This is a genomic window from Streptococcus parasanguinis (assembly GCF_015557775.1).
Lineage (GTDB): Bacteria > Bacillota > Bacilli > Lactobacillales > Streptococcaceae > Streptococcus > Streptococcus parasanguinis_AA.
On the sequence record NZ_JADNOY010000006.1, the window covers coordinates 147,260 to 170,530 of the forward strand.

The following is a 23,271-nucleotide window of genomic DNA, read 5'->3' on the forward strand; positions in this document are numbered from 1 at the left end:
GCCCTAGTATTATTTGTTATTTTACACGATCAGGTTCATAATCATAGAAACCAGTATCCAAACCACGATTAGCTGGATGTAATTTGCGGATTTCTTCATCAAACAGATAGACTTGATCCTGTGTAAATGTTCCATTTTGAATCAACTCACGGGCCTTGACAAAGTACTCTGTAATCTTGACAAAGTTTTCACCCGGACAGTAGACACCATCGAGTTTCCAATGATCAAAGCCATGTTCTACCAACTCAGACAATTTGGTCATCATATTCAAGTCATTATTTGAGAAGATATGGGTTCCATGTTTGTCTTCATAGACTGAATAATGGGAATTGGGATCTCCTGGTTCAGCTAAGAACAGATCGCGATCTTTGGTCACAGATTCTTCTGTCTTGATAAAGTTGTAATAATTCTGAAGAAGAGGTCGTTTCGAATGGTGGATAATGCTAGCACCATAGACCAAGACTTCTGCTGGAATCTGAAGATTCTCAGCCATTACGAATAATTCGGCAGATGGAATCTCACGAGCCAAAACAGCCTCAGAAGCTCCTGCTTGTTTTCCCCAGAAATTGATCTGGCGACTAGAAGTAACCATGGTTGATGCATCGTAGATGGTTTTGAATGGATAGCCATCTCGTTTCAAGACATAAAAAACGCCCGCATCTCCGACAGTAATATAATCAGCCTGAATTTCCTTTAGAAAATCTAGGAAAGGCTTGATTGAATCCATCATCGATTGGTGCATGAGTGCATTTACAGCTACTGTCAATTCTTTGCCAGCAGCATGGACAAGTTGGGCAATTCGATTTATTTCGTCATAGCTTAAAGTTTGAGGCAATCGTAATCCGTAATCTTTTTCACCGACATAGATTCGGTCAACCCCTGCATCAATCAGGGCTTGCGCTTGCTCAACACTCTCTGCTGTTGCTGTAATAATAATATTTTTCATAGAACCATTATAACAAAAATTCCGATATTCTAGAAAAATTTATTCATTTTGTAAAATTTGTAACATTTTTGTAACATTTATATACCTGAATTCATGATAGAATAATAGAGTACTGTTAGGAGAGAGAAAATGCCCGTAAGAAATTTAAGACACTATGATGAAGAATTCGATTATATCGAATTAACCAAACAAACCCAACAAACCCAAGAAACCCCTATTCAGGACTATGCTCCTGAAGTTGAACCCGCGCCTCAATTAAGTGAATTGCTATATTTTTTGAATATCGCTGTTTTCTGTGTGTTGACGGTTGTATTTAGTTTTATCTTTTTAGCAACAAAAATGAATACCTTCTTTGCGTTTGCTTTAGCGATTGGTTCTAGCTTTGCTAGTATTCAAGGATTCCGAATTTACTACAATAAACGAAAAAAATAAAAATCAGGTTTTCCTGATTTTTTTATTTACTCGAATTTTTTTAATTGGAATAACAATTGGAAGACAAAACTTAACTGCCAATTGCCATCTTACCTTCCAAAAAAAATGAGGCTCAGTGAGCCTCATTTTTTTATGCTTCTTTTATATCTTCTTCAGCTGCTTCTTCAGAATCTTTTTCATCCAATTCTAAAACGATGTCTTCTGATTCTGTTTGTTTGCGAATGGATTGAACCAAGTCATTGCCACTTAGATTTTCTTTTTGAAGTTTATCCTTAAATGAGTGATAGACTTCTTGAGATTTTTCAACCACATCTTGCGTTTTTTCTTTGACAGATTCCAAAACAGTTCCTGTCGTAATTTCTCCAGAACCAACTTTTTCTTTGGTTTGTTGGATCACTTCTGCTGCTTGTTTTGAAACATCCTTAGCGGTTTGTTTCACAGATTCATGTACTTCTTGAGGATCTTCTTGATAATCTTTTACGAAGCGCACCACTTTTTTAGTGACTTTCTTTCCTTGCTCAGTTGATAAATAGTAGGCTGCTGAAGCACCTGAAATCACACCAATTAATAAACTAGATAAACGTCCCATATTCTTCCTCGATTCTATTTAAATAATTTTGAAGCCATCTGAATCGCTTTTAATCCGATAGAGGCTTTCACTGTTTTTCCACCAGCTGATACAGCTTTGACACTCAATTGACGGGCTTGATCATTCAAATCTGAAACAGACTCTGAAAGATCCGCCACGGCTGTAAAGAGTGGGTCAATCGTTGCAACTTTTTGATTCAAATCATCCGTTAAAACATTGACTTTTGCCAATAGATCATTGGTCTGATGCAAGGTGACATTGACATCTGATGTCAAAACTTGGATGGTTTTTTGCGTCTCATCTACAACTTTTCCAATCTTTGAGAGGAAAAAAATCATATAAATGACAAGCGCTACTAAGGCAAGGCCTAAGAGGCCGTAGGCAATTTCAATAAACATATATTACTCCTTTGCTTCTACATAATAAGGGGCTTTTTTGCGACGTTGGTAAAGGATAATGGCAAGTCCAACTAGAATCAGGATCATCGACAACCACTGGGAAACACGTAAGCCTGCAAACATCAAGCTATCCGTCCGCATTCCTTCGATGATCATCCGACCAAAACCATACCAGATAAGGTAAAAGGCTGTGACCTCACCTTGCCGCAAAAATTGGGGCTTCCTACGAAGAATCAAGATCAAGAGAAATCCTAGCAGATTCCAAATGGATTCATATAAGAAGGTTGGCTGACGGTAACTACCATCTATATACATTTGATCTCGAATAAAAGAGGGCAGGTAGTTGAGACTTTTAACAGCAGCTCCATAAGCTTCCTGGTTAAAGAAGTTTCCCCAGCGACCAATACTCTGTGCAATCATGACGCTTGGGGCCGCAATATCTAAGAAATCAATTGGCTCAATCAAGCGTCTACGAGAGAATAGATAGAGGACAAGGGCACCTGTCAAGAGGCCACCATAAATCGCGATTCCTCCGTTCCAGATCGCAAAAATCTCACCAAGGTGCTGGCTATAGTAACCCCATTCGAAAATAACGTAATAGAGTCTGGCCCCCAAAATCGCAAGCGGAAAGGCGATCAAAATGAAATCAATGATAGCATCTGGATCAATTTTTTTACGGGGCGCTTCTTTCATGGAAAGATAAACAGCTAGAATCAAGCCAGAGACAATACAAATTGCATACCAACGAATACTGATCGGACCTAATTGAAGGGCTACTGGATTCATTCCTTCACCTCATTTTGACTAATCAACTGGGACAAACGTTCTTCAAAAGTTTTGGTAGCATCATAGCCCATTTCTTTGGCCCGAACATTCATAGCTGCTGCTTCAATCACGACCGAAATGTTCCGACCAGTCTTCACAGGAATGCGAATCCGAGGAATGGTCACACCACCGATTTCTAACTCTTCTGCATTATTACCCAAACGATCATAAACCTGATCCTTAGCATAATTTTCCAAGTAAACAGCGATTTGGACTTGTGAAGAATCCTTGACGGCACTGGCACCGTAGAGACTCATGACATCGATAATCCCGACACCACGGATCTCTAGTAAGTGGCGTAGGATTTCAGCTGGCTCTCCCCAAAGGGTCATCTCGTCTCTCGCATAGATATCGACTCGGTCATCTGCTACGAGGCGGTGACCCCGTTTGACAAGTTCCAGACCTGTCTCGCTTTTTCCGATTCCGCTATCTCCTTGGATCAAGACACCCATCCCATAAATATCCATCAAGACACCGTGTACACTCGTACGTTCTGCTAGCCGACTATCTAAATAGCTAGAAAGCTCTCCAGATAAACGACTCGTTGCAACATTGCTCTTCAAAATGGCTAGTTGCTTTTCTTCCGCAGCTCGCAACATTTCTTCTGGAATTTCTAAATTCCGCGCGACAATGATGACAGGTGTCTCTGGCTGGAACATCTTGCGCAGGACCTGATGACGGTTGTGAGAGCTCATCTTCACCAGGTAGGACCATTCTTTCATTCCTACAAGCTGAATCCGCTCAGGTGTGTAATAATCAAAATAGCCCGTCATTTCAAGACCTGGACGTGAGATGTCCGCAGTCGTAATTTCCTTGCTTAAGAGGTTATCATCCCCATAAACAACTGACAGACGAAGCTTTTCCTGTATATCGCGAACAGTAACTGCCATATCATTCTCCCTTTTAAAATTCTCTCTCTATTATAGCAGATTTTCTCTTCAGACGAGAGACTGAAGTGTCATTTGAAAGATCCATTTTCAACTCCTTTTTAATGCGACTAAAAAGAGGCCAAGACAAATGTCTCTAACCTCTAGAAAATGATGGTAACATCTGAAGAATGCTCCAGCCTTCAGCCTTGCAAGAAATCTTTAATCATAGATTTGATTCCGATAGAGACCGCATAGACCACCGCATTTGAAGGAAATGCGATCAAGCCGTGCATAAAGGCGAAAGGACCTCCCCCCAACAAGGAGAAAACCAGATACAAAACCGGCAGAAATAAAATCGAAAACCGATAAATTTGTGGCTTTCTAGCCATTTCTGTTGGCAGAAACAAGAGGTAGAAGAGACTATTCCAAATGCCCAGTGGAAAAAGGAGCATTCCCATCAAAACTGTTCCAACTCCTTCCCCAAAAAAACGATTTAAAATGAAAAACTGTCCTATAAAACTGAAGAAGAGATATAGAATAAAAGCAAGGGAATAGAACTTCTGCTTCACTCGGATCTCCTTTTAGAAAAATGGACTATCATTCTGATCATGGATGGGTTCAGCCTCTTTTCTTCGACGAGGTCGAGGGCCATAGTCAAACATTTCCTGCTCCTCCTCGTCCTTATAAGGTAAGGTCGTATCTAACAGTAAATAGATAATCACACCGATAAAGGCATGAGAAACCGTAAAAAGAATAAACAAGAAGCGTAGGAGAGTTACACTAAGACCAAATTTATCGGCTAAGCCAGCTAGCACACCTGAAACCAGGCGATGTCGTTTTAATTTGTAAAATGATGCTGTCATTTGATTTTCCTCTTTCTAGTTAGACCTATTTTAGCAGAGTCGAACTGGAAAGAGATCCGCCTAAAGACCGATTCTTACTCTTGTCTCATTTCAAGGAATTGCAGGTGGCTGCGACAGCGACCGCAAGCATATTTCTTCAGATCGATTTTTCGCTTTCGCCTATACTCTTGTCTACAATGAGAACATCGGTAGAGATAAACTCGCTTTTTTCTCGATTTTTCTGGTAGCGGTGGTGTGAATCGAAGTCCATCCACTTGCTGAAGGAGCTGTTTAAAGGCTAGATCTTTGTGGCGATAGCCTTTTCCTTGGTCGTAAAGATGGTAATGGCAGAGCTCATGGCGGACGATTTTCCGAAAGGTCTCTAATCCTAAAGTCTGATAAATCTTGGGGTTGAAATCAAGATGCCGATCCTTAGGAAAGAAACGGCCTCCGGTGGTTTGGAGACGCGGATTCCACACTGCTTGATGGCGGAATTCCCTACCAAAATCTTCTAGGGATACTTGGCGTACATACTCAGTCAGATTCATTCGGAGCTACCAAACTGAGATTGACTTTTTCGCGTTCCACATCAATCTTCTTCACCCAGACGGTAACCAAATCACCTACTGAGACGACCTGGCTTGGATGCTTGATAAACTGCTTGCTCATATGGGAGATATGAATCAAGCCATCTTCGTGAATGCCAATATCGACAAAGGCTCCAAAGTCAACCACATTGCGCACAACCCCTTCTAATTTTTGGCCAATATGCAAGTCTTTAATATCCAAGACATCCTGACGGAGCACAGGTGCATCAAAGGAATCCCGCAAATCGCGACCTGGTTTTAGGAGATCGGCAATGATATCTTTCAGAGTTTCTGGTCCCAGATCCAGCTGAGTAGACATCTCCTCGATGTTCACAGCTTTTAATTTTTCCTGAGCTGATGCATCGAGGTCGGTAATTTCAAGAAGTTGAAAAAGTTTTTCAACTTCCTTGTAACTTTCAGGGTGAACGCCGGTATTATCCAAGATGTTTTTACTTTCAGGAATGCGTAAGAATCCAGCCGCCTGCTCGAAAGCCTTGGCACCGAGACGAGGGACTTTTTTTATTTGCGCTCGTGAAAGAATCATTCCTTCTTCTTCCCGGTATTTCACAATATTTTCAGAGATGGTCTTATTGAGTCCTGCTACATGCGCTAAGAGAGAGGGACTAGCCGTATTGATATTGACCCCAACTTGGTTGACTACGGTATCTACCACGAAATCCAAGCTTTCTGTCAGTTTTTTCTGATTGACATCGTGTTGGTATTGACCGACACCGATGGATTTGGCATCGATTTTCACCAATTCTGCTAGCGGATCTTGCAAGCGGCGGGCAATCGAGATGGCCGAGCGTTTTTCAACGGTTAGCTCTGGGAACTCATGACGGGCCAACTCACTAGCTGAGTAGACAGAGGCTCCGCTTTCATTGACAATAACATAGCGAACTCCTGGATGGTCATGGAGGACCTCTGCGACAAAGGCCTCACTTTCACGGCTGGCGGTTCCATTTCCAATCGCAATAATTTCTACTCCGAACTCCTTGATCAAGGAGGACAGATCCTTTTTAGCCTGCTCGATCTGAGCTGGTTTTGCAGGAGCAACTGGATAGATAACCTGGGTAGCGAGCATCTTTCCTGTCTCATCGACAACGGCTAGTTTAGCACCAGTCCGAAAGGCTGGGTCAAATCCAAGGACCACGCGCCCTTTTAACGGAGGAATGAGCAATAGATTCCGTAGATTCTCAGAGAACAATTGAATGGCCCCGTCTTCTGCCACCTCCGTCAACTCTGTCCGAATCCGACGTTCAATCGCAGGAACGATTTTTTTCTTAACCGCTTGTTGAATAACCTCATCCACATAGGCATTTTTAGTTTTAAAACGAGCCTCAAAAATACGAATGATCCGATCCAGTTGGTGCTCGAATCCGACTTTGAGAACGCCCAATTTTTCCCCACGATTGAGAGCTAGAGTCCGGTAGCCTTGCATATTCTTGATCTTCTCAGAAAAATCATAATAGATTTCAAAGGTTCTCTTAGGATCTAAGCTTTCATCCTTCAAGGTTGACGTCATGAGGGAATGCCCATGAATTTCTTGATAGGTGAGGGCCCGTAATTGGGTATCCTCTGAAATAGCTTCTACCAGAATATCCACTGCACCAGCTAAAGCCGCTGTTTCAGTTGGGAAGGCCTCACAGGTAAATTTCTGAGCCTCTGCTTCCAAGTCTGGACTATTTTGCAAAATGAGACGTGCCAAAGGAAAAAGTCCTGCTTCTCGGGCAATCGTCGCCTTGGTCCGCCGTTTTTCCTTATATGGGAGATAAAGCTCTTCGACATCCGCTAATTTTTCAGCGGCCTCAATAGCCTGCTTGAGCGCCTCTGTCAATTTGCCTTGTTCCTCAATCTTAGCAAGGACAGTTTCCTTTCGTTCAGCTAGAGCCGTTAACGATTTGTCCCGGTCAATAATGGCCTTGATCGCTACTTCATCTAAATTTCCCGTCATATCTTTTCGATAGCGGGCAATGAAGGGAATGGTTGAGCCTTCTGCGGTCAGACTCAATACGGTATCGATTTGTTTTAAGCTAACACCCAATTCTTGGGCTATTTTTTCATATTTATCCATAGCTTCTATTATAGCATATTTTACCGTAGCCAAGGCTTCTAGCCACCTATTTGATAGGGTTTGATAGAAGCTTCCTCCTTGTCTTTTATGCTCCATTTCCCCCTTGCTCTTTCCTTTTTGTTATAATGAAAGAAAATAAAAAGGAGGCCCAACAATGGCTATTAAATTCTCAAAAACAGATGATCTTGATAAAATGTTTGAAAACTTTGCAAGTTTTCCAGATGTAGAAAAAACAGTCGAATTCCCCGAAGAAAAAAAGAAGGCAGAAACTGCTACCACTAAAGAAGCAAAGAAGGCTAAGTAATGACATTCTTTCAACACCTTCCCTCTAGCGTCTTGCAGGCTGGGGCTATTTTTCTCTCGATTATTATCGAGGCCCTACCGTTTGTCCTAATCGGAAGTATCATTTCAGGGATTATTGAGGTCTATATCACCCCCGAGAGGGTCTACCGCTTTCTTCCCAAGAATAAATTTGGGCGGATCTTCTTTGGGACCTTTATCGGCTTTATCTTTCCTTCCTGTGAATGTGGGATTGTTCCCATTATCAATCGCTTTCTAGAAAAGAAAGTTCCAAGTTATACTGCTGTTCCCTTTTTGGTGACAGCACCGGTCATCAATCCTATCGTTCTCTTTGCGACCTACTCAGCCTTTGGGAATTCTGTCAAGATGGCCCTCTACCGCGCCCTTGGTTCCTTATTGGTCGCAACGGTGCTAGGGATCTTTCTTGGTTTTATTCAGACAGATTCGATCCAAAAAGAACATCGTAAGGCTGTACATGAACATGATTTTAGGGACTTGAGCAAAGGTCAAAAGCTCTTCCAAGTCTTGGTACAAGCCATTGATGAATTCTTTGATACGGGACGTTACCTGGTATTTGGTTGCCTCTTTGCCAGCCTCGTCCAAGTCTATGTCCCAACACGGATCCTCACTTCGATCAGCGCGACACCAGTTATTGCTATTCTCCTTCTCATGCTCTTGTCCTTTCTCCTCTCACTTTGTAGCGAGGCGGACGCCTTTGTTGGATCCTCTCTTCTGACGAGTTTTGGAGTAGCGCCGGTTCTTGCCTTTTTGGTGATTGGGCCTATGCTTGATGTCAAAAATCTCCTCATGATGAAAAATTATCTCAAGACCCGTTTTATCTGGCAATTTATCGGAATTGTGAGTGGAGTTGTGCTCCTTTATGCTTGGTTTGTGGGGGTAGTGCTATGATTCGTTTCTTGATATTAGCTGGCTATTTTGAGCTCACCATGTACCTGCAATTATCTGGTAAGCTCAATCAATACATCAACTTACACTATTCTTACTTGGCTTATATTTCCATGTTCTTGTCCTTTGTTTTAGCTCTTGTGCAGCTGATCATCTGGGTCAAGCAGATGAAGATCCACAGTCATCTCTCTGGCTTCTGGGCAAAAGTGGCGAGTATTTTCTTGCTCTGTATTCCTTTGTTTGTCGGGCTATTTTTTCCTACAGTGACACTGGATTCCCAAACAGTCTCTGCCAAAGGCTACCACTTCCCGGTTGCGGCTGGATCTTCCAAGGAAATCCAGCAGGACGAAGGGACAACAACCCAGTATCTCAAACCAGATACTAGTAGCTATTTTACCAAATCTGCCTATGAGTCAGAAATGAAGCAGGCGGCAAAGAAATATGTTGATAAAAAAGTGATTCAGGTGACCACTGAGAATTACATGGAAGTCATGGAAGTGATTTATGATTATCCTGACCAATTTGCAGGAAAGACCATTGAGTTGACCGGTTTTGTTTACAATGACCCTAATAACAAAGAAAGTCAATTTCTCTTTCGCTTTGGGATCATCCACTGTATCGCAGACTCGGGTGTTTACGGTCTTTTAACAACCGGTGCCCCTCAACATTTTGAAAACAATACCTGGATCCATGCAAAAGGAACCTTATCCATTGAATACCACAAACAGCTCAAGCAAAGCTTGCCTGTCCTCCACGTGACGGATTGTCAAACCATTACACAACCAGATAATCCTTATGTCTACCGCGTATTTTAATGAATAGACTAAGTTCCTTCGATAGGCCTTAACCCCATGAAAGCTAGAACGCTCCTTCGTTCTAGCTTTTTCTATGCTTTCCTCTCAAATCCTCTAATCCAAGCGGAAAATATTCGGAACAACGATTCCATCAAAGAAATCTTGTGGATTTTATGGTAAAATATGGTTAATAAAATAGGAAATAGGTACTTAAATGTCTTCAAAAGTTATTGTAACCATTTTCGGGGCCAGTGGAGATTTAGCCAAGCGCAAACTCTATCCATCCCTTTTTAGACTCTATAAATCAGGAAATCTATCTGAAAACTTTGCGGTTATCGGAACAGCCCGCAGACCATGGAGCAAGGAATACTTTGAATCAGTCGTGGTAGAATCCATCACAGACCTGGCAGATAGCCCTCAACAAGCCCAAGAATTCGCCAGTCATTTCTACTACCAAAGTCATGATGTTAATGATACCGAACATTACATCGCCCTGCGCGAATTGCAAAATAGCTTGGATGAAAAATACCAAACGGAACACAACAAGGTCTTCTTCTTGTCCATGGCTCCTCAATTTTTTGGAACCATTGCTAAACACCTCAAATCAGAAGGCATTGTGGATGGACAAGGTTTTGAGCGCTTGATCGTTGAAAAACCTTTCGGTACAGACCTAGAAACGGCTAGTCAGCTCAACAAGGAATTGGAAGAAACCTTTGATGAAGAACAAATCTTCCGTATCGACCATTACCTTGGAAAAGAAATGATCCAAAATATCTTTGCCATTCGTTTTGGAAATCTTATTTTTGATAATCTTTGGAATCGAGATTTTATTGACAATATCCAAATTACCTTCGCTGAACGCTTAGGAGTTGAAGAACGCGGTGGCTACTATGATCACTCGGGGGCCCTTCGAGATATGGTGCAAAACCATACCCTTCAGCTTTTGTCTTTGCTTGCCATGGATAAACCAGCTACCTTTACCAAGGATGCGATTCGGGCTGAAAAAGTAAAAGTATTTGAGCAATTGCACAATCCAACAGATGACGAATTGAAGAAATTCTTTATCCGTGGTCAATACCATTCAGGTACGATCAAAGGGAAAAAAGATATCTCTTATCGCAGTGAGCCCAATGTCGACCCTGAATCTACTACGGAGACCTATGCTTCTGGTACGTTCTTTGTTGATAGCGATCGCTTCCGCGGTGTGCCTTTCTTCTTCCGTACCGGAAAACGCTTGACGCAAAAAGGAACCATGGTCAATGTGGTCTTCAAGCAAACCGACTCCATCTTTGGACATAGCTTGCAACCAAATGTCTTGACAATTTATATCCAACCAAATGAAGGTTTCTCATTGAGCATCAACGGAAAAGAGGTCGGAGAAAAATTCAGCATCGCACCAATTTCCTTTGATTATGAAACAGATGCGACTGCAACTGGGGCTTCACCAGAGCCTTATGAAAAATTAATTTTCGACGTTTTGAACAATGACTCAACCAATTACAGCCACTGGCACGAAGTCCGTGCTTCATGGCAATTGATTGACCGGATTGAAAAACTATGGGCCGAAAATGGAGCACCGCTCTATGAATACAAGTCTGGATCCATGGGACCAACTGCATCCGATGATCTCCTTGCAGAATACGGAGCCGAATGGGTTTGGAAACCTGAACCTAAGAATTAAGGAAAGCCACCTTCGGGTGGTTTTTTTGATAGCGCAAGGAAACAAAAAGACAAATTGTCTTTTAAACAATTTGTCTTTTTCTATTTGACTCTTAAATCAAGCCTTCCAAGAGGCCTCTCATGAAGTTTTCTGAGTGGAATGGTCCGATGTCATCAATCTTTTCTCCGAATCCAATCAACTTCACTGGGATGTCCAACTCTTCACGGATCGCAAGGACGACCCCACCTCGAGCCGTTCCATCGATCTTGGTCAATACAATTCCTGTCACAGGTGTAATTTTTGAAAATTCTTTAGCTTGCACCAAGGCATTTTGACCGGTTGATGCATCGAGGGCTAGCAAGGTTTCATGCGGAGCATCAGGTACCACACGCTTGATAATGCGACCGATTTTTTCCAGCTCGGCCATGAGGTTGTCCTTGTTTTGCAGACGACCAGCTGTATCAATCATCAGAACATCAATGTTTTCAGCGATCGCGCGTTCCATTCCATCAAAGACGACACTAGCAGGATCTGATTTTTCAGGACCTGTCACAACTGGAACATCTACGCGGCGTCCCCATTCTGCCAGTTGAGCTACTGCTCCTGCACGGAAAGTATCTGCTGCAACCAACATGACTTTCTTGCCTTCTTGTTTGTAGCGGTGGGCTAACTTCCCGATAGAGGTTGTTTTACCAACTCCATTGACCCCAACAAAGAGCATGACCGTAAGACCGTCTTGAAAACGAATGGCTTCATTAAATTGGCCATCCTTTTCATACAAGTCTACCAATTTTTCGATAATCACGCGCTTGAGAGCATCTGGTTTTTTGGCATTTTCCAAACGTGCTTCATAGCGCAACTCTTCGGTTAAATTAGAGGCAACTTGAACCCCAACGTCACTCATGATCAAGAGTTCTTCCAATTCTTCAAAGAATTCTTCATCGACTGAACGGAAGTTTGCAAAGAAGGCATTGAGGCGTGCTCCAAATCCAGTCCGTGTCTTTTTCAAGCTACGATCATATTTTTCCTGGATGGTTTCTTGCTGAGGTGCGACCTCATCTTGAATTGGCTCCTCTGCCTCTTCAACAGTTCTTTCCTCAATAGCTGATGCAGCTTCTCCTTCAGGAAAGCTAGACTCGGCTTCCGCTACTTCTGAAGTTTCCTCCACTTCAGCGATCGCTTCTGACACTTCAGGTTCTGGAACCTTCTCTTCTGTCGTGCTCACTTCTACTGGCTCAGCGTCAGATGATGGAGAGGCAATTGGTGACTCTTCTTCCATTTCTGAACCGTTAGCCCCATCTGCTTCCTCACCATCTTCAGTTTCTTCCGCTTCAATTTTCACTTCTTCAAGAGGCTCCGTCTCCGTTTCATCAGCTACAGGTGAAACTTCTTCAGGAGTTGTTTCTGTTTGAGCGGATTCAAAGACAACCGGAGACTCCTCTCCCGCTGTTTGGTCTTTATGAGTCTCTGAAGTCACATTTTCTTCAAGAAGAGGTTCCTCTGGTGACTCTTCTTGAGTGACGGTTGAAACAGGTTGATGAGTGGCTGCAATCCGCGCTTTAAGCTCTTGGTAGTAAGCCTCCATATCAGCGATTTTTTGCTCTTCCTTGTCATTTGAGACAGCCGTCGTCGGCTCCTCTTTGACAACTTCTTCAATCTCATTACTTTCCGTCACTTCTTCAGTAGACGGAAGCACTTTTTCAGTTTCTTCTTTCTTTCCAAATAATCGATCAAATAATCCCATTTATTCACTCTCCTTTAGCACATAATTTTCAATTGCCCATGCGACAGCGTCTTGGTCATTGGTCACGGGTGCAACAAGCGCCGCCACCTCTTTCACTGCTGGGACCGCATTGCCCATAGCAACCCCTAGTCCAGCCCACTGGATCATAGACAGGTCATTGGCCTCATCTCCACAGGCCATGACTTGATCAGATGTAAGACCCAAAATGGCTGCCAATGCTTCTAAACCTGTTGCCTTGTGAACATTTTTGGGGCACCATTCCAGCAACATTTCCCGAGATTTAAAAATTTCATAGTCTTGAAATAAGTCCGGCCTGATCTGCTTGATCGCCACATCTAAAAATTCTTGATCAACGGCTGTCACACACTTGTTGTAGGAAATCGTGGATGGCAGGTCTTTAAAATCTGTCTCAATAAAATTCAGGTAGGGATTGTAATGGGAATAGAGGGACTTCCGTTCCGAATAAATCTCATAAACCGTTCCCTCACTGATCGCATCCAGCGGAAGGCCGAGACGAGCTGTTTCATCATGGATGGTTGCGACATCTTCTGGTGCCAAGACCACTTTTGAGAGAATCTCTCCATTATTTCGCTGCACTAGACCACCGTTGAAGGTAATCGTATACTCTTCTTTGAGGCCTGCTGTTCCCAATTCTTCCAAAAGAAAATCCATGGCTTTCAAGGGGCGACCAGTGGTTAGAACCACCTTGACACCTTGGGCCTGTGCAGCAGCGAGAGCTGCTCTATTGCGAGGGGAGATCTTTTTTTCCGAATTGAGAAGGGTCCCATCTAAATCCAGCGCAATCAAGGAAATCTTACTCATACAATTTCCTCCATGTAGCGCAAGACAGAGCCAGTCGCATGGTGGCCGATGACTGTTTCAGCAATCGCTAAGATTTCAGGACGTGCATTTTCTGGCGCTACAGGATGGCCCACGACCTGCATCATATGAAGGTCATTTAGGTTATCTCCAAAAGCCATCACCTGATCCATCGAAATCCCTAGTTTATCCGCTAAGGCAGTAATCGCCACTCCCTTATCGACATAATCGAGGACAATATCAATCGATTCAAAACCTGTCGTCATCGCTTTGACACCAGGAATATTCTCAGTGACCCATTGTTCACCTTCAAGCACAAGAGCTGCATCAAAGTTGGTGGTCAATTTGAAGATTTCATCTTGAATATCCACTAGGCTTTTCACTTTTTGAATGTTTTCATTGTAGTGCTGACTCAAGGCCAGATAGTCGGGATCTACTGTTTCCAAGACATAACTTCCCTTTTTCCCTGTCAAAAGCAGTTTATCAGGATCTGCATAAGGGGAAGATTTCAGAGCTTCAAAAACACCCAAATAAAAGTCTTTGGACATGGTCGCTTCGTAGAGGTCTTCTCCATGAAATTCAACCACGCTGCCATTTTCAGCAATGAAAATCATCTGGTCTTCAAACCCTTTAAAGAGGGATTTGAGCGAAAGGAGGGCACGGCCACTCGCAGCAGCAAAATAAATGTCTTTTTCTTTGCAGCTTGCTAACACCTTGCGTAAAAGGTCTTGATCGTACTGATGTTGGTCATTTAAAAAGGTTCCATCCATGTCCGTAGCGATCAATTTAATATCTTTATTCTTCATTTTCTAAGTCTTTCAATTTTACTGAGACGATTTTAGAAACCCCAGATTCCTGCATGGTCACTCCATAGATGGAATCTGCAGCTGACATGGTTCCCTTCCGGTGCGTCACGACAATAAATTGGCTTTCCTTATCAAAGCGGTTGAGATAATCACCAAAGCGCTTGACATTGGCCTCATCCAGAGCAGCCTCTACCTCATCCAGAATGACAAATGGAATGGTCTTGACACGAATGATCGAGAACAAGAGGGCCAAAGCTGATAAGGCTTTTTCTCCACCACTCATGAGGTTTAAGGATTGGATCTTTTTACCAGGTGGCTGCACAGAAATCTCAACCCCAGCTGTCAGAAGATCTGGCTCTGTCAGAATCAAATCAGCAGAACCCCCTCCAAACATTTGACGGAAAGTAACTTTAAAAGATTCACGAATGGCTTCAAAGGTTGATTTAAAGCGTTCCTTGACTTCGTCATTCATGTCGTTGATGGTCGACAGAAGCATGTTTTTCGCGGCTAAGACATCCTCCCGCTGGCTAGAAAGGAAATCAAAGCGTCCCTTCACTTCATCGTATTGGTCGATCGCATCCACATTGACTGGACCAAGTGCCTTAATGTCTTTTTCGATACTCTTGAGCTGGTTCTCAGCTGCCGCAAGATTTTCAACCGGTTTAGCCTGTTCTTTGGCTTGGTCAAAGCTTTGCATGAATTCATCAGTAATTTGCGTTAAGAGCTTGTTCAAGCGGTCTGCATGCTTTTCACGTGTCGCTTCAGCCTTGGCTTGTTGACGAATCCACTCTTCATTTTTCTTGCGCGCTTGTTCCATCTGTTCTGCCACATCTTCGGCCTGGCCTTCCAAATCATCCAGCTCAAAGCGTTTCCGAATAACCCCTTGTTCCAAGTCCGTTTTCTTGGCTTGAGCCTGCGTCAATTGGTTGGCTAGCTGCTCCACATCGACTGTCTGAACTTGAGCCTCGCCTTGTTCAATCAGCAATTGCAACTGATGCTCCTCTACTTCCAACCGGGAGATTGTTTCTTCCAAACGCCGAGCATCTGTTTGCTCGTAGCTTTGTTGGCTTTTATATTCCGTCTGTTGGAGTCGCAGTTCTGCCAATTGCTCTTGCAGGTTTTGTACTTTTTGTTGCAGGACATCTTTATCCGACTTCATGGTTTCAATGTCGCGATTCAAGTTTTCTTTTTGAAGCTCAATGGCTGCCAATTGCTCAGTAAGGGACTCCTGCTCTTCTTGAAGAGACTGGGTCGCATCTGTTGCCAATTCTGACTTCAAAGCCTCTAAGAGTTCCTGAATTTCTTTCAGTTGCTCTTGGCTTTGTTGGTAGGCCAATTGGGCCCGCTGTTGCTCCAGACGCGCTTGCTCACCCTGGCTTTGAATAGAGGCCAAGTATTCTTGCGCTTGCTTAAGCAGATTGTCCTTGGTCTCGGCCTCCTGCTCTGCTTCTCTTAAACGAGCATCCAGAGCTTGCATTTCCTGTTTCAAACTATCTAATTCTGGTTTGACAAAGACCGTATTTTGAGAGCGATTGGCACCACCGGCATACGATCCTCCGGTCCGCAATTCGGTCCCATCCAAGGTCACCATCCGAACTTGATAGTTGACTTTACGAGCCGCCTCACGCGCATGCTCCGTCGTGTCAAAGATAGCCGTTACGCCAAGCAGGTTTTGGAAAATCTGTTCAAAACGATGCTCATAGGTCACTAAGTCACTCGCAATTCCTAGAAATCCTGCACTGGCTTGAATCAATTCTAGATTCCGAGGGGATAGTTGACGAGCTTTGATCGTCGTGAGCGGAAGGAAAGTTGCCCGTCCCAAGCGATTGCGTTTCAAGAAATCGATCGCTCGCGTTGCAGCCTTTTCATCTTCGACAATGATCTGTTGGCTGCTAGCTCCCAGAGCAATTTCAAGCGCCGTCTGGTAGTCTTTTGAGAAACTCAAATTCTCACTAACAGCCCCACAGATGCCTCCTAACCGTTCTGCTTCTTGCAAAACGCTCTTGACTCCTGCATAGAAGTTACTATGGTTCTTCTGAATAGCTTCCAAGCTATTGATCCGCGCCCGCTTATTCTTGCTCTCATCCATCAAGTCAAACATGGCCGCTTGAGCCTCTTGGTAGGCAGCTTTGGCCTGCTCCACTTTTACCAATTGCTCTTGGTATTCTGCTAATAGGCCTTTGACCGTCGCTTGTGCCTGCTCCAACTCTTCCAATTGTCGGACTTCTTTTTCCTTGGCAGTTTCAAAGTTTGTTTGTGCCTTGGTCAAATCCTCTTGACGATGGCTTGATTCTTGCAAGAGTGCTTGGATCCGGCTCTCAATGGCTGTTCGCTCATTCGATTTTTCAGCCTCTGTCTGCAAGAGCGCGACATACTGCTCTCGTAGATGCTCAATGACTTGTTCCGGATCTTCTTCGTAGTTGGCTAATTCTTTTTCCAACTCTTCTTGTTGCTGACGGTTCTCTGTCAGTCTTTGTTGAAGCACAGCTAGCGTCTCTTGTTTTTGAGCCAGCTCATTTTTCGCTTCTTCCAGACGGGCCAAAATAGCATCCAGACGCTCAAGATTTTCCCTACGACTATGGGCTGCTTGACTCGATTGCAACTTAGCTACTTCGATTTGCTTTTCCAAATCACTGATCAAACGAGTGACCTCAAGTAAGCTGGCCTGGTCCTCAGCTAAGCTTTCATCCAACTGATGGCGGGCTTTCTTGATGCGTACATTATCTTCTTCTAAGACCTGACGACGTTGGTAATAAGAAGCCAACTGTTCTTGAATGGCTTTTTCTTCTTGATCAGCCTTTTCGTAGAGCTCTTTTGTCAGATCGACTTGAGCAACTAAAACATCTAGCAAGAGAACCTGCCGTTCTTGGTCTAATTCCAAGAAACGACGAGCGACAGTCGCTTGCTTTTCAAGAGGTTGGATTTGTCCTTCTAATTCATAGAGGATATCCTCCAGACGGTCCAAATTCTCCTGGGTTTGGTTGAGTTTGGTCTCGGTTTCCTTGCGCCGCGTCTTAAATTTCAAGACACCTGCAGCTTCTTCAAAGATTGCCCGGCGTTCTTCCGGTTTGGAGTTAAAGATCTCCTCTACCCGACCTTGGGAGATAATGGAGAAGGAATCACGTCCCAATCCCGTATCCATGAACAAATCATGAACATCTCTGAGACGTACTTTCTTGCCATCGATCTTGTACTCGCTGTCTCCTGAACGATAAATATGCCGTTCGACACGAATTTCTTTCCCTGCCTGTTGGATAAAACCATCTTGGTTATCTAAGACAACTGTGACACAGGCATAATTCAGCGGTTTTCGCGATTCTGTCCCTGCAAAAATGACATCGGGCATCTTGCCCCCACGTAGACTCTTGACACTGGATTCCCCCAGGGCCCAGCGCAAGCTCTCCGTGATATTTGATTTTCCAGATCCATTAGGCCCTACAACGGCAGTGACCCCTTTGTCAAATACGACTTTTGTCTTATCCGCAAAGGATTTAAAGCCTTGGATTTCAATCTCTTTTAGATACATGGGGAATCATTCCTCGTTTCAACTGCATTGCGGGCTGCTTCCTGCTCCGCTAATTTCTTGGAACGACCATGACCATGTCCCATCGTTTGACCGTTCACGAACACTTCTACTTCAAACTCTTTGGCATGAGCTGGACCGGACTCGCTGACCACTTGGTATTGGATCTCCACATCTCCGTGAACCTGTAACAGTTCTTGCAAGCGAGTCTTGTAGTCAATGACTTGAGAAAATTGACCCGTTTCAACCTTTGGAATCATGACCTGGTAGATGAAGCGTTTGACTGCTTCCACTCCTTGATCTAGTAAAAGAGCACCTAAAAAGGCTTCAAATAAGTCACCAAGAATCGTATCACGGTCCCGGCCACCAGATTTTTCTTCACCCTTGCCCAGTTTGATGAAATGGTCAAATTGGCAATCCCGAGAAAAGCCAGCCAGACTCTCTTCACGGACAATCATAGAACGGAATTTGGACAAATCTCCCTCCGGTCTGTTTGGGTGTTCCTTATACAAATATTCGGAAATAACTAATTGAAGAACAGCGTCTCCTAAAAATTCCAAACGTTCGTTATGTGAAATTTTTAAGAGGCGGTGCTCATTGGCATAAGAGGTGTGCGTAAAAGCTGTATCTAATAAACTGGTATCTGAAAAAACGATCTGAAACCGTTCCGATAACAGGGCTTGTAATTTCTCCATGGGAAGCCTACTTTCTAATAAATTCATACTCTTAAGTATACCAAAAAAGAAGCACGAACGCACTTCTTTTCCTAGTTCTAGGTCCTGAATTCTCTATTTTTACTCAGGATGTTCTTCTGTTGGTTTTTCAGGCTTATTGGGGATCACTTTTAAGAGATAAAAGGTGATAAAAATCGTCAAAGTTCCTAAAGCGAGCTTCACCCAAATAATCGGGGCCAGATAGATGGAAATGCCCATCAGAATGTAGATCTGAAGAAGGATCCATTTCTTCCGTTCTTTGGCAATCGATTTGGTCTCTCGGTAATCCGCTACATAGGTTTGATAAAGCTTGGTTTGGTAGAGCCAAGTTTCAAAGCGTTTGGAACTTTTAGCAAAGCAGGCCATCGATAGCAGTAAAAAGGGAGTCGTCGGTAAAATCGGCAAAGGAATCCCAATGATTCCTAATCCCAAAGACACAAAACCAATCGTAAGATAAACAAGGCGCATTTACTTCTCCTTTGTATGTTTCTTTTTTCGTAATCACTCTACAGCATTCACATCTGACATTCGAAGTATCATCTTAGAAGGGTCTGACATTCCATCGACAATCTTCATTTGCTCCTCGTTCAATGGTAATAATATCAGAGTTGCTGTATGAGAGGGTAATTCACCACTATCTTTGATGAAATAGCTAACCTTTTGATTCTCAAAAATAGTCTTGCCATCATAAGACCACGTAATTGAAAAATTTAAATCTTTCTTGATATCTACATCTGTCTTATTGACCAGCATGAGTGCAGCTCTTTCTTCAGAAATAGCTCCCGTGAAGTAGAGCGCCATATTACCTTCACTTCCGAGTTCAGGATGGTCCTTGACCAATTTTTTTCCTAACTCAATTAGCTCAGACGTTTTACCTTCATACTGAGGTGCTACTACAAATTTCAAACCTTTTTCTTCTTTAGAAGACTCTGATACTTTTGTTTCCTTCGTCGTTTGATTGGAAGTCGACTCTTTCGTAACTTGCTTAGACTGACTACAAGCTGTTAAAGCAACCAAACTAGCCAGTAATAACATCATTTTTTTCATTTATTATCTCTCCTCTACTTTCATGAATCTCACTCAGAATTCATTCTTTCCTATCATACACGAATTTTGGCTAAAGAGCAAATTCATTACTAGATATAGATTTCCTCAAATAGACATATAAAAAACCACCCGCAGGTGGTTTTCTATCTTATATCTTCGTCAATGGAGTTGCAGTGTCTGGTGATGTATCCAGCACCTCAAAATCATGACCGACAGCTAGATCTGCTCGAGCCAGTTGGTTCTCCATGGTCATATGGGCCAATTCTTTGATATTGTTCTCTTTTGACAAATGCCCCAGATAAATCTTCTTGGTGCGATTTCCCAAGGTCCGGATCATGGCATCTGCCCCATCTTCATTAGAAAGGTGGCCTAGGTCTGACAAGATCCGCTGCTTCAAGCGCCAAGCATACGAACCTGCTCGAAGGATCTCTACATCATGGTTGGACTCAATCAGATAGCCATCCGCATCCGCGACGATACCTGCCAAGCGATCACTCACATAGCCCGTATCCGTTAGCATGACGAAGCTCTTGCCATCCTTCATAAAGCGATAGAATTGAGGGGCAGCAGCATCGTGACTGACCCCAAAACTTTCGATATCGATATCGCCAAATGTCTTGGTCTTTCCCATTTCAAAAATGTGCTTTTGAGCATCATCGACCTTCCCTAGATACTTGGTGCCTTCCATAGCCTTCCAAGTTGCTTCATTAGCATATAGATCCATCCCATATTTCCGCGCTAAAACACCCACACCATGAATATGGTCTGAGTGTTCGTGCGTAATCAGAATGGCATCTAAATCTTCTGGTTTGCGATCAATTTCAGCCAATAGTCCTGTAATCTTTTTCCCTGATAGACCTGCATCAATGAGCAGTTTTTTCTTTGGTGTCTCAAGGTAGAAAGAATTTCCACTAGAACCTGAAGCTAAAATACTGTACTTAAATCCCTCTTCTGTCATTGACTCCTTATTCTTCCTCTTCTGTATCCCAGTCGTCTTTAATCGCATCTTTGTCGTACGGCAAGACAATGGTAAAGGTAGATCCCTTACCATATTCACTCTTGGCCCAAATAAAGCCTTTGTGCTGCTTAATGATCTCCTTAGCAATGGCTAAGCCCAGACCAGTCCCACCTTGGGCCCGGCTACGCGCCTTATCCACTCGGTAAAAGCGATCAAAAATGCGTGGCAAGTCTTTCTTGGGAATTCCCAAGCCCTCATCTGAGATAGAGATAATCAACTGGGCATCTGTTGTTTTCATCCCTACCTTGATTTTCCCACCATCGGGTGAGTATTTGATGGCATTGTTCAAGATATTGTCGATTACCTGGGTCATTTTATCCGTATCAATTTCAACCCAAATCGGGGTGATTGGATATTCACGGATCAGTTCATACTTCTTGGTATCTTCTTGCGATTGACTCTTGATCTTATCAAACCGGTTTAAAATAAAGGTAATAAAGGCCGTAAAGTTGGTCAACTCGATGTCCAACTGACTAGTTTCATTATCGATTCGTGACAAGCTCAAAAGATCTGTGACCATACGCATCATGCGGTTGGTTTCATTCAGTGAAACCTTGACAAAATCTGGTGCCACTGGCTCTGACAAAGCGCCATCATCTAGAGCTTCCAGATAGGATTTCACACTGGTCAAAGGTGTTCGCAGTTCATGACTCACATTGGAGACAAAGAGGCGACGTTCCCGCTCTTCCTTGTCCTGCTCTGTCGTATCATGCAAGACAGCTACCAGACCAGAGATAAAACCTGACTCGCGACGAATCAAGGCAAAGCGCACACGAAGACTTATGTATTCCCCATTTTCATCCTGGGAATCAATGGTCAACTCTGGTACTTCTGTAATCAAGCTTCGTAGATCATAGTCATCTCCAAGTGAAAGCAAATCTAGAATACTGGTATTGAGCACCTCATCTGGATTAACATTCAATTGCTTGGCTGCCATTTCATTGACCATGATGATCTGACCGCGTCTGTTGGTCGCAAGCACCCCATCTGTCATATAAGAAAGGATACTGGTCAAACGCTTGGTTTCTTGTTCCAAGTTTTCATGCGTCAGGCGAATAACCTCCGACAGATCATTGATACTATTGGTCATATCCGTCAGTTCTGGACTTCCTTGCATGTCGACCACTTCGGAATAGTCCCCTGCAATCAGATCCTTAATTTTGGCGTTTAATTGTCTGAGCTTGATATTGTCCCTACGGTTTTCTAGCAAAAGCAAGGCTACCACAATGATAAACCCAACCGTAATCAGAACAAAGACAAAGTTCGACGACATTACAAATTGTTTTAGTTGATCAATCATTGTTTCTCATATAATATCCGACACCACGGCGGGTCAAGATATATTCTGGACGCCCCGGTGTGTCCTCGATTTTTTCACGCAAACGACGAACCGTCACATCCACCGTCCGAACATCACCAAAGTAATCATAGCCCCACACCGTCTCAAGAAGGTGCTCACGGGTCATGACTTGACCGACATGGGTCGCAAGGTGATAGAGCAATTCAAACTCACGATGGGTCAAGTCCAATTCTTTGTTGGCCTTTTGAACCAAGAAAGCGTCTGGAAGGATGTGAAGATCACCAATTACAATTTCCGTATCGGCCTCATTTTCAAGCTGAGGATCAGCCGCAAACTCCGAACGACGCAACAAGGCCTTCACACGTGCTTGCAATTCTCGATTAGAGAATGGCTTAGTCACATAGTCATCCGCACCAATTTCAAGACCGATCACCTTATCAAATTCTGTATCTTTGGCAGAAAGGACAATGATGGGCACATTGCTGGTCTTGCGAATGGTACGCGCCACTTCCAGACCATCAATCTCTGGCAACATCAAATCTAGAATAATAATATCCGGATTCTCAGCCGCAAAGACTTCCAAAGCTTCCCGACCATCAAAGGCTGTCAAGACTTCATAGCCCTCTTTTGCCATGTTAAATTTGATAATATCTGAAATTGGTTTTTCATCATCAACTACTAATATTTTTTTCATCTTACATACCTGTTTCTAATGCTTCTTTTCCTAATCAATCTCTATCCTCTTATTATATCAAACTTATGAAGAAATGTGGAGCCTCAATTGCTGAACTTTCCAATAAGAAAGGGTAAAAAAGACCGAGAAGTTAAAATCTCCGTCTCAGAAAAAACGAATGATATGTAGAAGATAAAATCACTTGAATGATTCTAAAAAAAGTTAATTTCCTACTTGTTAGAATGAATGAATCATTTATTAAAAACTTTCCGTCGTGAGAAAAGTGAGAGTGGGACAGAAATCATAGCCTCTTAATTGTTTTTGGATTTTCGAGCAAGACGCAGTGGTTGAGTGGGCTCTACTACGCTGATTTCATCAGCTTTTACAGCCCTACTCAACTGTGCGG

The 23,271-nt window shown here is 43.2% G+C and carries 24 protein-coding genes; 5 read left to right on the top strand and 19 right to left on the bottom strand.

Annotation, left to right across the window (positions count from 1 at the left end; translation table 11 throughout):
• Positions 1-16: 16 nt before the first annotated feature.
• The gene (locus tag I2F76_RS08675) at positions 17-946 is read right to left on the bottom strand and encodes a peptidase U32 family protein (RefSeq protein WP_195487677.1); all 930 of its coding nucleotides are present in this window, start codon (positions 944-946) and stop codon (positions 17-19) included.
• A 129-nt stretch (positions 947-1,075) separates the two neighbouring features.
• On the opposite strand from I2F76_RS08675, the gene I2F76_RS08680 reads away from it, so the two are divergent.
• Positions 1,076-1,378 carry a DUF3270 family protein gene (locus tag I2F76_RS08680; protein ID WP_195487678.1) on the top strand — a complete coding sequence of 101 codons (303 nt, stop codon included), beginning with the start codon at positions 1,076-1,078 and terminating at the stop codon, positions 1,376-1,378.
• A gap of 130 nt (positions 1,379-1,508) precedes the next feature.
• Here the strand turns inward: I2F76_RS08680 and I2F76_RS08685 are convergent, their stop codons facing one another.
• From I2F76_RS08685 to I2F76_RS08720, 8 genes are all read right to left on the bottom strand, one after another.
• Positions 1,509-1,967: a YtxH domain-containing protein gene (locus I2F76_RS08685; protein ID WP_195487679.1), complete on the bottom strand. Its 459-nt coding sequence runs from the start codon at positions 1,965-1,967 to the stop codon at positions 1,509-1,511.
• Between the two features lie 14 nt (positions 1,968-1,981).
• Positions 1,982-2,365, bottom strand: a complete 384-nt coding sequence (locus I2F76_RS08690; protein WP_134974102.1) for a DUF948 domain-containing protein — start codon at positions 2,363-2,365, stop codon at positions 1,982-1,984.
• Between the two features lie 3 nt (positions 2,366-2,368).
• The gene (gene lgt, locus I2F76_RS08695) at positions 2,369-3,151 is read right to left on the bottom strand and encodes a prolipoprotein diacylglyceryl transferase (RefSeq protein WP_195487680.1); all 783 of its coding nucleotides are present in this window, start codon (positions 3,149-3,151) and stop codon (positions 2,369-2,371) included.
• On the bottom strand, positions 3,148-4,080 hold the full coding sequence (gene hprK, locus I2F76_RS08700) for an HPr(Ser) kinase/phosphatase (protein ID WP_049507438.1): 933 nt from the start codon (positions 4,078-4,080) through the stop codon (positions 3,148-3,150). The genes lgt and hprK overlap by 4 nt, the downstream gene beginning before the upstream one ends.
• A gap of 179 nt (positions 4,081-4,259) precedes the next feature.
• Positions 4,260-4,628 (bottom strand): hypothetical protein, encoded by a 369-nt coding sequence (locus tag I2F76_RS08705; protein WP_195487681.1) that lies wholly within the window; start codon positions 4,626-4,628, stop codon positions 4,260-4,262.
• A gap of 12 nt (positions 4,629-4,640) precedes the next feature.
• Positions 4,641-4,922, bottom strand: a complete 282-nt coding sequence (locus I2F76_RS08710) for a PspC domain-containing protein (protein WP_013903896.1) — start codon at positions 4,920-4,922, stop codon at positions 4,641-4,643.
• A gap of 74 nt (positions 4,923-4,996) precedes the next feature.
• Entirely contained in the window at positions 4,997-5,449 is a 453-nt protein-coding gene (locus I2F76_RS08715; protein ID WP_195487682.1) for a SprT family protein, read from the bottom strand.
• The gene (locus tag I2F76_RS08720) at positions 5,436-7,562 is read right to left on the bottom strand and encodes a Tex family protein (protein ID WP_195487689.1); all 2,127 of its coding nucleotides are present in this window, start codon (positions 7,560-7,562) and stop codon (positions 5,436-5,438) included. The genes I2F76_RS08715 and I2F76_RS08720 overlap by 14 nt, the downstream gene beginning before the upstream one ends.
• 154 nt (positions 7,563-7,716) lie before the next feature.
• Between I2F76_RS08720 and I2F76_RS08725 the strand changes: the two genes are divergently transcribed.
• The 4 genes from I2F76_RS08725 (at position 7,717) to zwf (ending at position 11,243) form a co-directional block, all read left to right on the top strand.
• Entirely contained in the window at positions 7,717-7,866 is a 150-nt protein-coding gene (locus I2F76_RS08725; protein WP_173018898.1) for an SPJ_0845 family protein, read from the top strand.
• On the top strand, positions 7,866-8,771 hold the full coding sequence (locus tag I2F76_RS08730; protein ID WP_070846006.1) for a permease: 906 nt from the start codon (positions 7,866-7,868) through the stop codon (positions 8,769-8,771). Before I2F76_RS08725 ends, I2F76_RS08730 begins: the two co-directional genes overlap by 1 nt.
• Positions 8,768-9,583 carry a TIGR03943 family putative permease subunit gene (locus tag I2F76_RS08735; RefSeq protein WP_195487683.1) on the top strand — a complete coding sequence of 272 codons (816 nt, stop codon included), beginning with the start codon at positions 8,768-8,770 and terminating at the stop codon, positions 9,581-9,583. The genes I2F76_RS08730 and I2F76_RS08735 overlap by 4 nt, the downstream gene beginning before the upstream one ends.
• A 193-nt stretch (positions 9,584-9,776) precedes the next feature.
• Entirely contained in the window at positions 9,777-11,243 is a 1,467-nt protein-coding gene (zwf, locus tag I2F76_RS08740) for a glucose-6-phosphate dehydrogenase (protein ID WP_023918710.1), read from the top strand.
• A gap of 91 nt (positions 11,244-11,334) precedes the next feature.
• Here zwf and ftsY read toward each other — a convergent pair whose 3' ends face one another.
• The 10 genes from ftsY to yycF all read right to left on the bottom strand — a co-directional run bounded on the left by ftsY (position 11,335) and on the right by yycF (position 22,886).
• A complete protein-coding gene (gene ftsY / locus I2F76_RS08745; protein ID WP_195487684.1) occupies positions 11,335-12,966 on the bottom strand; it encodes a signal recognition particle-docking protein FtsY in 1,632 nt (543 codons plus the stop codon).
• Positions 12,967-13,788: a Cof-type HAD-IIB family hydrolase gene (locus I2F76_RS08750; RefSeq protein WP_125826493.1), complete on the bottom strand. Its 822-nt coding sequence runs from the start codon at positions 13,786-13,788 to the stop codon at positions 12,967-12,969.
• On the bottom strand, positions 13,785-14,591 hold the full coding sequence (locus I2F76_RS08755; RefSeq protein ID WP_155169941.1) for a Cof-type HAD-IIB family hydrolase: 807 nt from the start codon (positions 14,589-14,591) through the stop codon (positions 13,785-13,787). The genes I2F76_RS08750 and I2F76_RS08755 overlap by 4 nt, the downstream gene beginning before the upstream one ends.
• On the bottom strand, positions 14,581-18,117 hold the full coding sequence (smc, locus tag I2F76_RS08760) for a chromosome segregation protein SMC (protein ID WP_155169943.1): 3,537 nt from the start codon (positions 18,115-18,117) through the stop codon (positions 14,581-14,583). The genes I2F76_RS08755 and smc overlap by 11 nt, the downstream gene beginning before the upstream one ends.
• On the bottom strand, positions 18,108-18,809 hold the full coding sequence (gene rnc / locus I2F76_RS08765) for a ribonuclease III (RefSeq protein WP_155169945.1): 702 nt from the start codon (positions 18,807-18,809) through the stop codon (positions 18,108-18,110). The genes smc and rnc overlap by 10 nt, the downstream gene beginning before the upstream one ends.
• Positions 18,810-18,908: 99 nt before the next feature.
• The gene (locus tag I2F76_RS08770; protein ID WP_070466325.1) at positions 18,909-19,295 is read right to left on the bottom strand and encodes a YbaN family protein; all 387 of its coding nucleotides are present in this window, start codon (positions 19,293-19,295) and stop codon (positions 18,909-18,911) included.
• A gap of 33 nt (positions 19,296-19,328) precedes the next feature.
• On the bottom strand, positions 19,329-19,874 hold the full coding sequence (locus I2F76_RS08775) for a hypothetical protein (protein ID WP_155169996.1): 546 nt from the start codon (positions 19,872-19,874) through the stop codon (positions 19,329-19,331).
• Positions 19,875-20,022: 148 nt separating this feature from the next.
• Positions 20,023-20,832 (bottom strand): MBL fold metallo-hydrolase, encoded by an 810-nt coding sequence (locus tag I2F76_RS08780; protein ID WP_023918725.1) that lies wholly within the window; start codon positions 20,830-20,832, stop codon positions 20,023-20,025.
• Positions 20,833-20,839: 7 nt separating this feature from the next.
• Complete coding sequence (gene vicK / locus I2F76_RS08785; RefSeq protein ID WP_049472090.1) at positions 20,840-22,192, bottom strand: cell wall metabolism sensor histidine kinase VicK; 1,353 nt, start codon at positions 22,190-22,192, stop codon at positions 20,840-20,842.
• Complete coding sequence (gene yycF / locus I2F76_RS08790; protein WP_049483721.1) at positions 22,185-22,886, bottom strand: response regulator YycF; 702 nt, start codon at positions 22,884-22,886, stop codon at positions 22,185-22,187. The genes vicK and yycF overlap by 8 nt, the downstream gene beginning before the upstream one ends.
• Between the last annotated feature and the right edge of the window lie 385 nt (positions 22,887-23,271).

Coding starts and splice junctions, on each gene's coding strand:
- I2F76_RS08675 (WP_195487677.1), bottom strand. CDS start 946: ATGAAAAATATTATTATTACAGCAACAGCAGAGAGTGTTGAGCAAGCG.
- I2F76_RS08680 (WP_195487678.1), top strand. CDS start 1,076: ATGCCCGTAAGAAATTTAAGACACTATGATGAAGAATTCGATTATATC.
- I2F76_RS08685 (WP_195487679.1), bottom strand. CDS start 1,967: ATGGGACGTTTATCTAGTTTATTAATTGGTGTGATTTCAGGTGCTTCA.
- I2F76_RS08690 (WP_134974102.1), bottom strand. CDS start 2,365: ATGTTTATTGAAATTGCCTACGGCCTCTTAGGCCTTGCCTTAGTAGCG.
- lgt (WP_195487680.1), bottom strand. CDS start 3,151: ATGAATCCAGTAGCCCTTCAATTAGGTCCGATCAGTATTCGTTGGTAT.
- hprK (WP_049507438.1), bottom strand. CDS start 4,080: ATGGCAGTTACTGTTCGCGATATACAGGAAAAGCTTCGTCTGTCAGTT.
- I2F76_RS08710 (WP_013903896.1), bottom strand. CDS start 4,922: ATGACAGCATCATTTTACAAATTAAAACGACATCGCCTGGTTTCAGGT.
- I2F76_RS08715 (WP_195487682.1), bottom strand. CDS start 5,449: ATGAATCTGACTGAGTATGTACGCCAAGTATCCCTAGAAGATTTTGGT.
- I2F76_RS08720 (WP_195487689.1), bottom strand. CDS start 7,562: ATGGATAAATATGAAAAAATAGCCCAAGAATTGGGTGTTAGCTTAAAA.
- I2F76_RS08725 (WP_173018898.1), top strand. CDS start 7,717: ATGGCTATTAAATTCTCAAAAACAGATGATCTTGATAAAATGTTTGAA.
- I2F76_RS08730 (WP_070846006.1), top strand. CDS start 7,866: ATGACATTCTTTCAACACCTTCCCTCTAGCGTCTTGCAGGCTGGGGCT.
- I2F76_RS08735 (WP_195487683.1), top strand. CDS start 8,768: ATGATTCGTTTCTTGATATTAGCTGGCTATTTTGAGCTCACCATGTAC.
- zwf (WP_023918710.1), top strand. CDS start 9,777: ATGTCTTCAAAAGTTATTGTAACCATTTTCGGGGCCAGTGGAGATTTA.
- ftsY (WP_195487684.1), bottom strand. CDS start 12,966: ATGGGATTATTTGATCGATTATTTGGAAAGAAAGAAGAAACTGAAAAA.
- I2F76_RS08750 (WP_125826493.1), bottom strand. CDS start 13,788: ATGAGTAAGATTTCCTTGATTGCGCTGGATTTAGATGGGACCCTTCTC.
- I2F76_RS08755 (WP_155169941.1), bottom strand. CDS start 14,591: ATGAAGAATAAAGATATTAAATTGATCGCTACGGACATGGATGGAACC.
- smc (WP_155169943.1), bottom strand. CDS start 18,117: ATGTATCTAAAAGAGATTGAAATCCAAGGCTTTAAATCCTTTGCGGAT.
- rnc (WP_155169945.1), bottom strand. CDS start 18,809: ATGGAGAAATTACAAGCCCTGTTATCGGAACGGTTTCAGATCGTTTTT.
- I2F76_RS08770 (WP_070466325.1), bottom strand. CDS start 19,295: ATGCGCCTTGTTTATCTTACGATTGGTTTTGTGTCTTTGGGATTAGGA.
- I2F76_RS08775 (WP_155169996.1), bottom strand. CDS start 19,874: ATGAAAAAAATGATGTTATTACTGGCTAGTTTGGTTGCTTTAACAGCT.
- I2F76_RS08780 (WP_023918725.1), bottom strand. CDS start 20,832: ATGACAGAAGAGGGATTTAAGTACAGTATTTTAGCTTCAGGTTCTAGT.
- vicK (WP_049472090.1), bottom strand. CDS start 22,192: ATGATTGATCAACTAAAACAATTTGTAATGTCGTCGAACTTTGTCTTT.
- yycF (WP_049483721.1), bottom strand. CDS start 22,886: ATGAAAAAAATATTAGTAGTTGATGATGAAAAACCAATTTCAGATATT.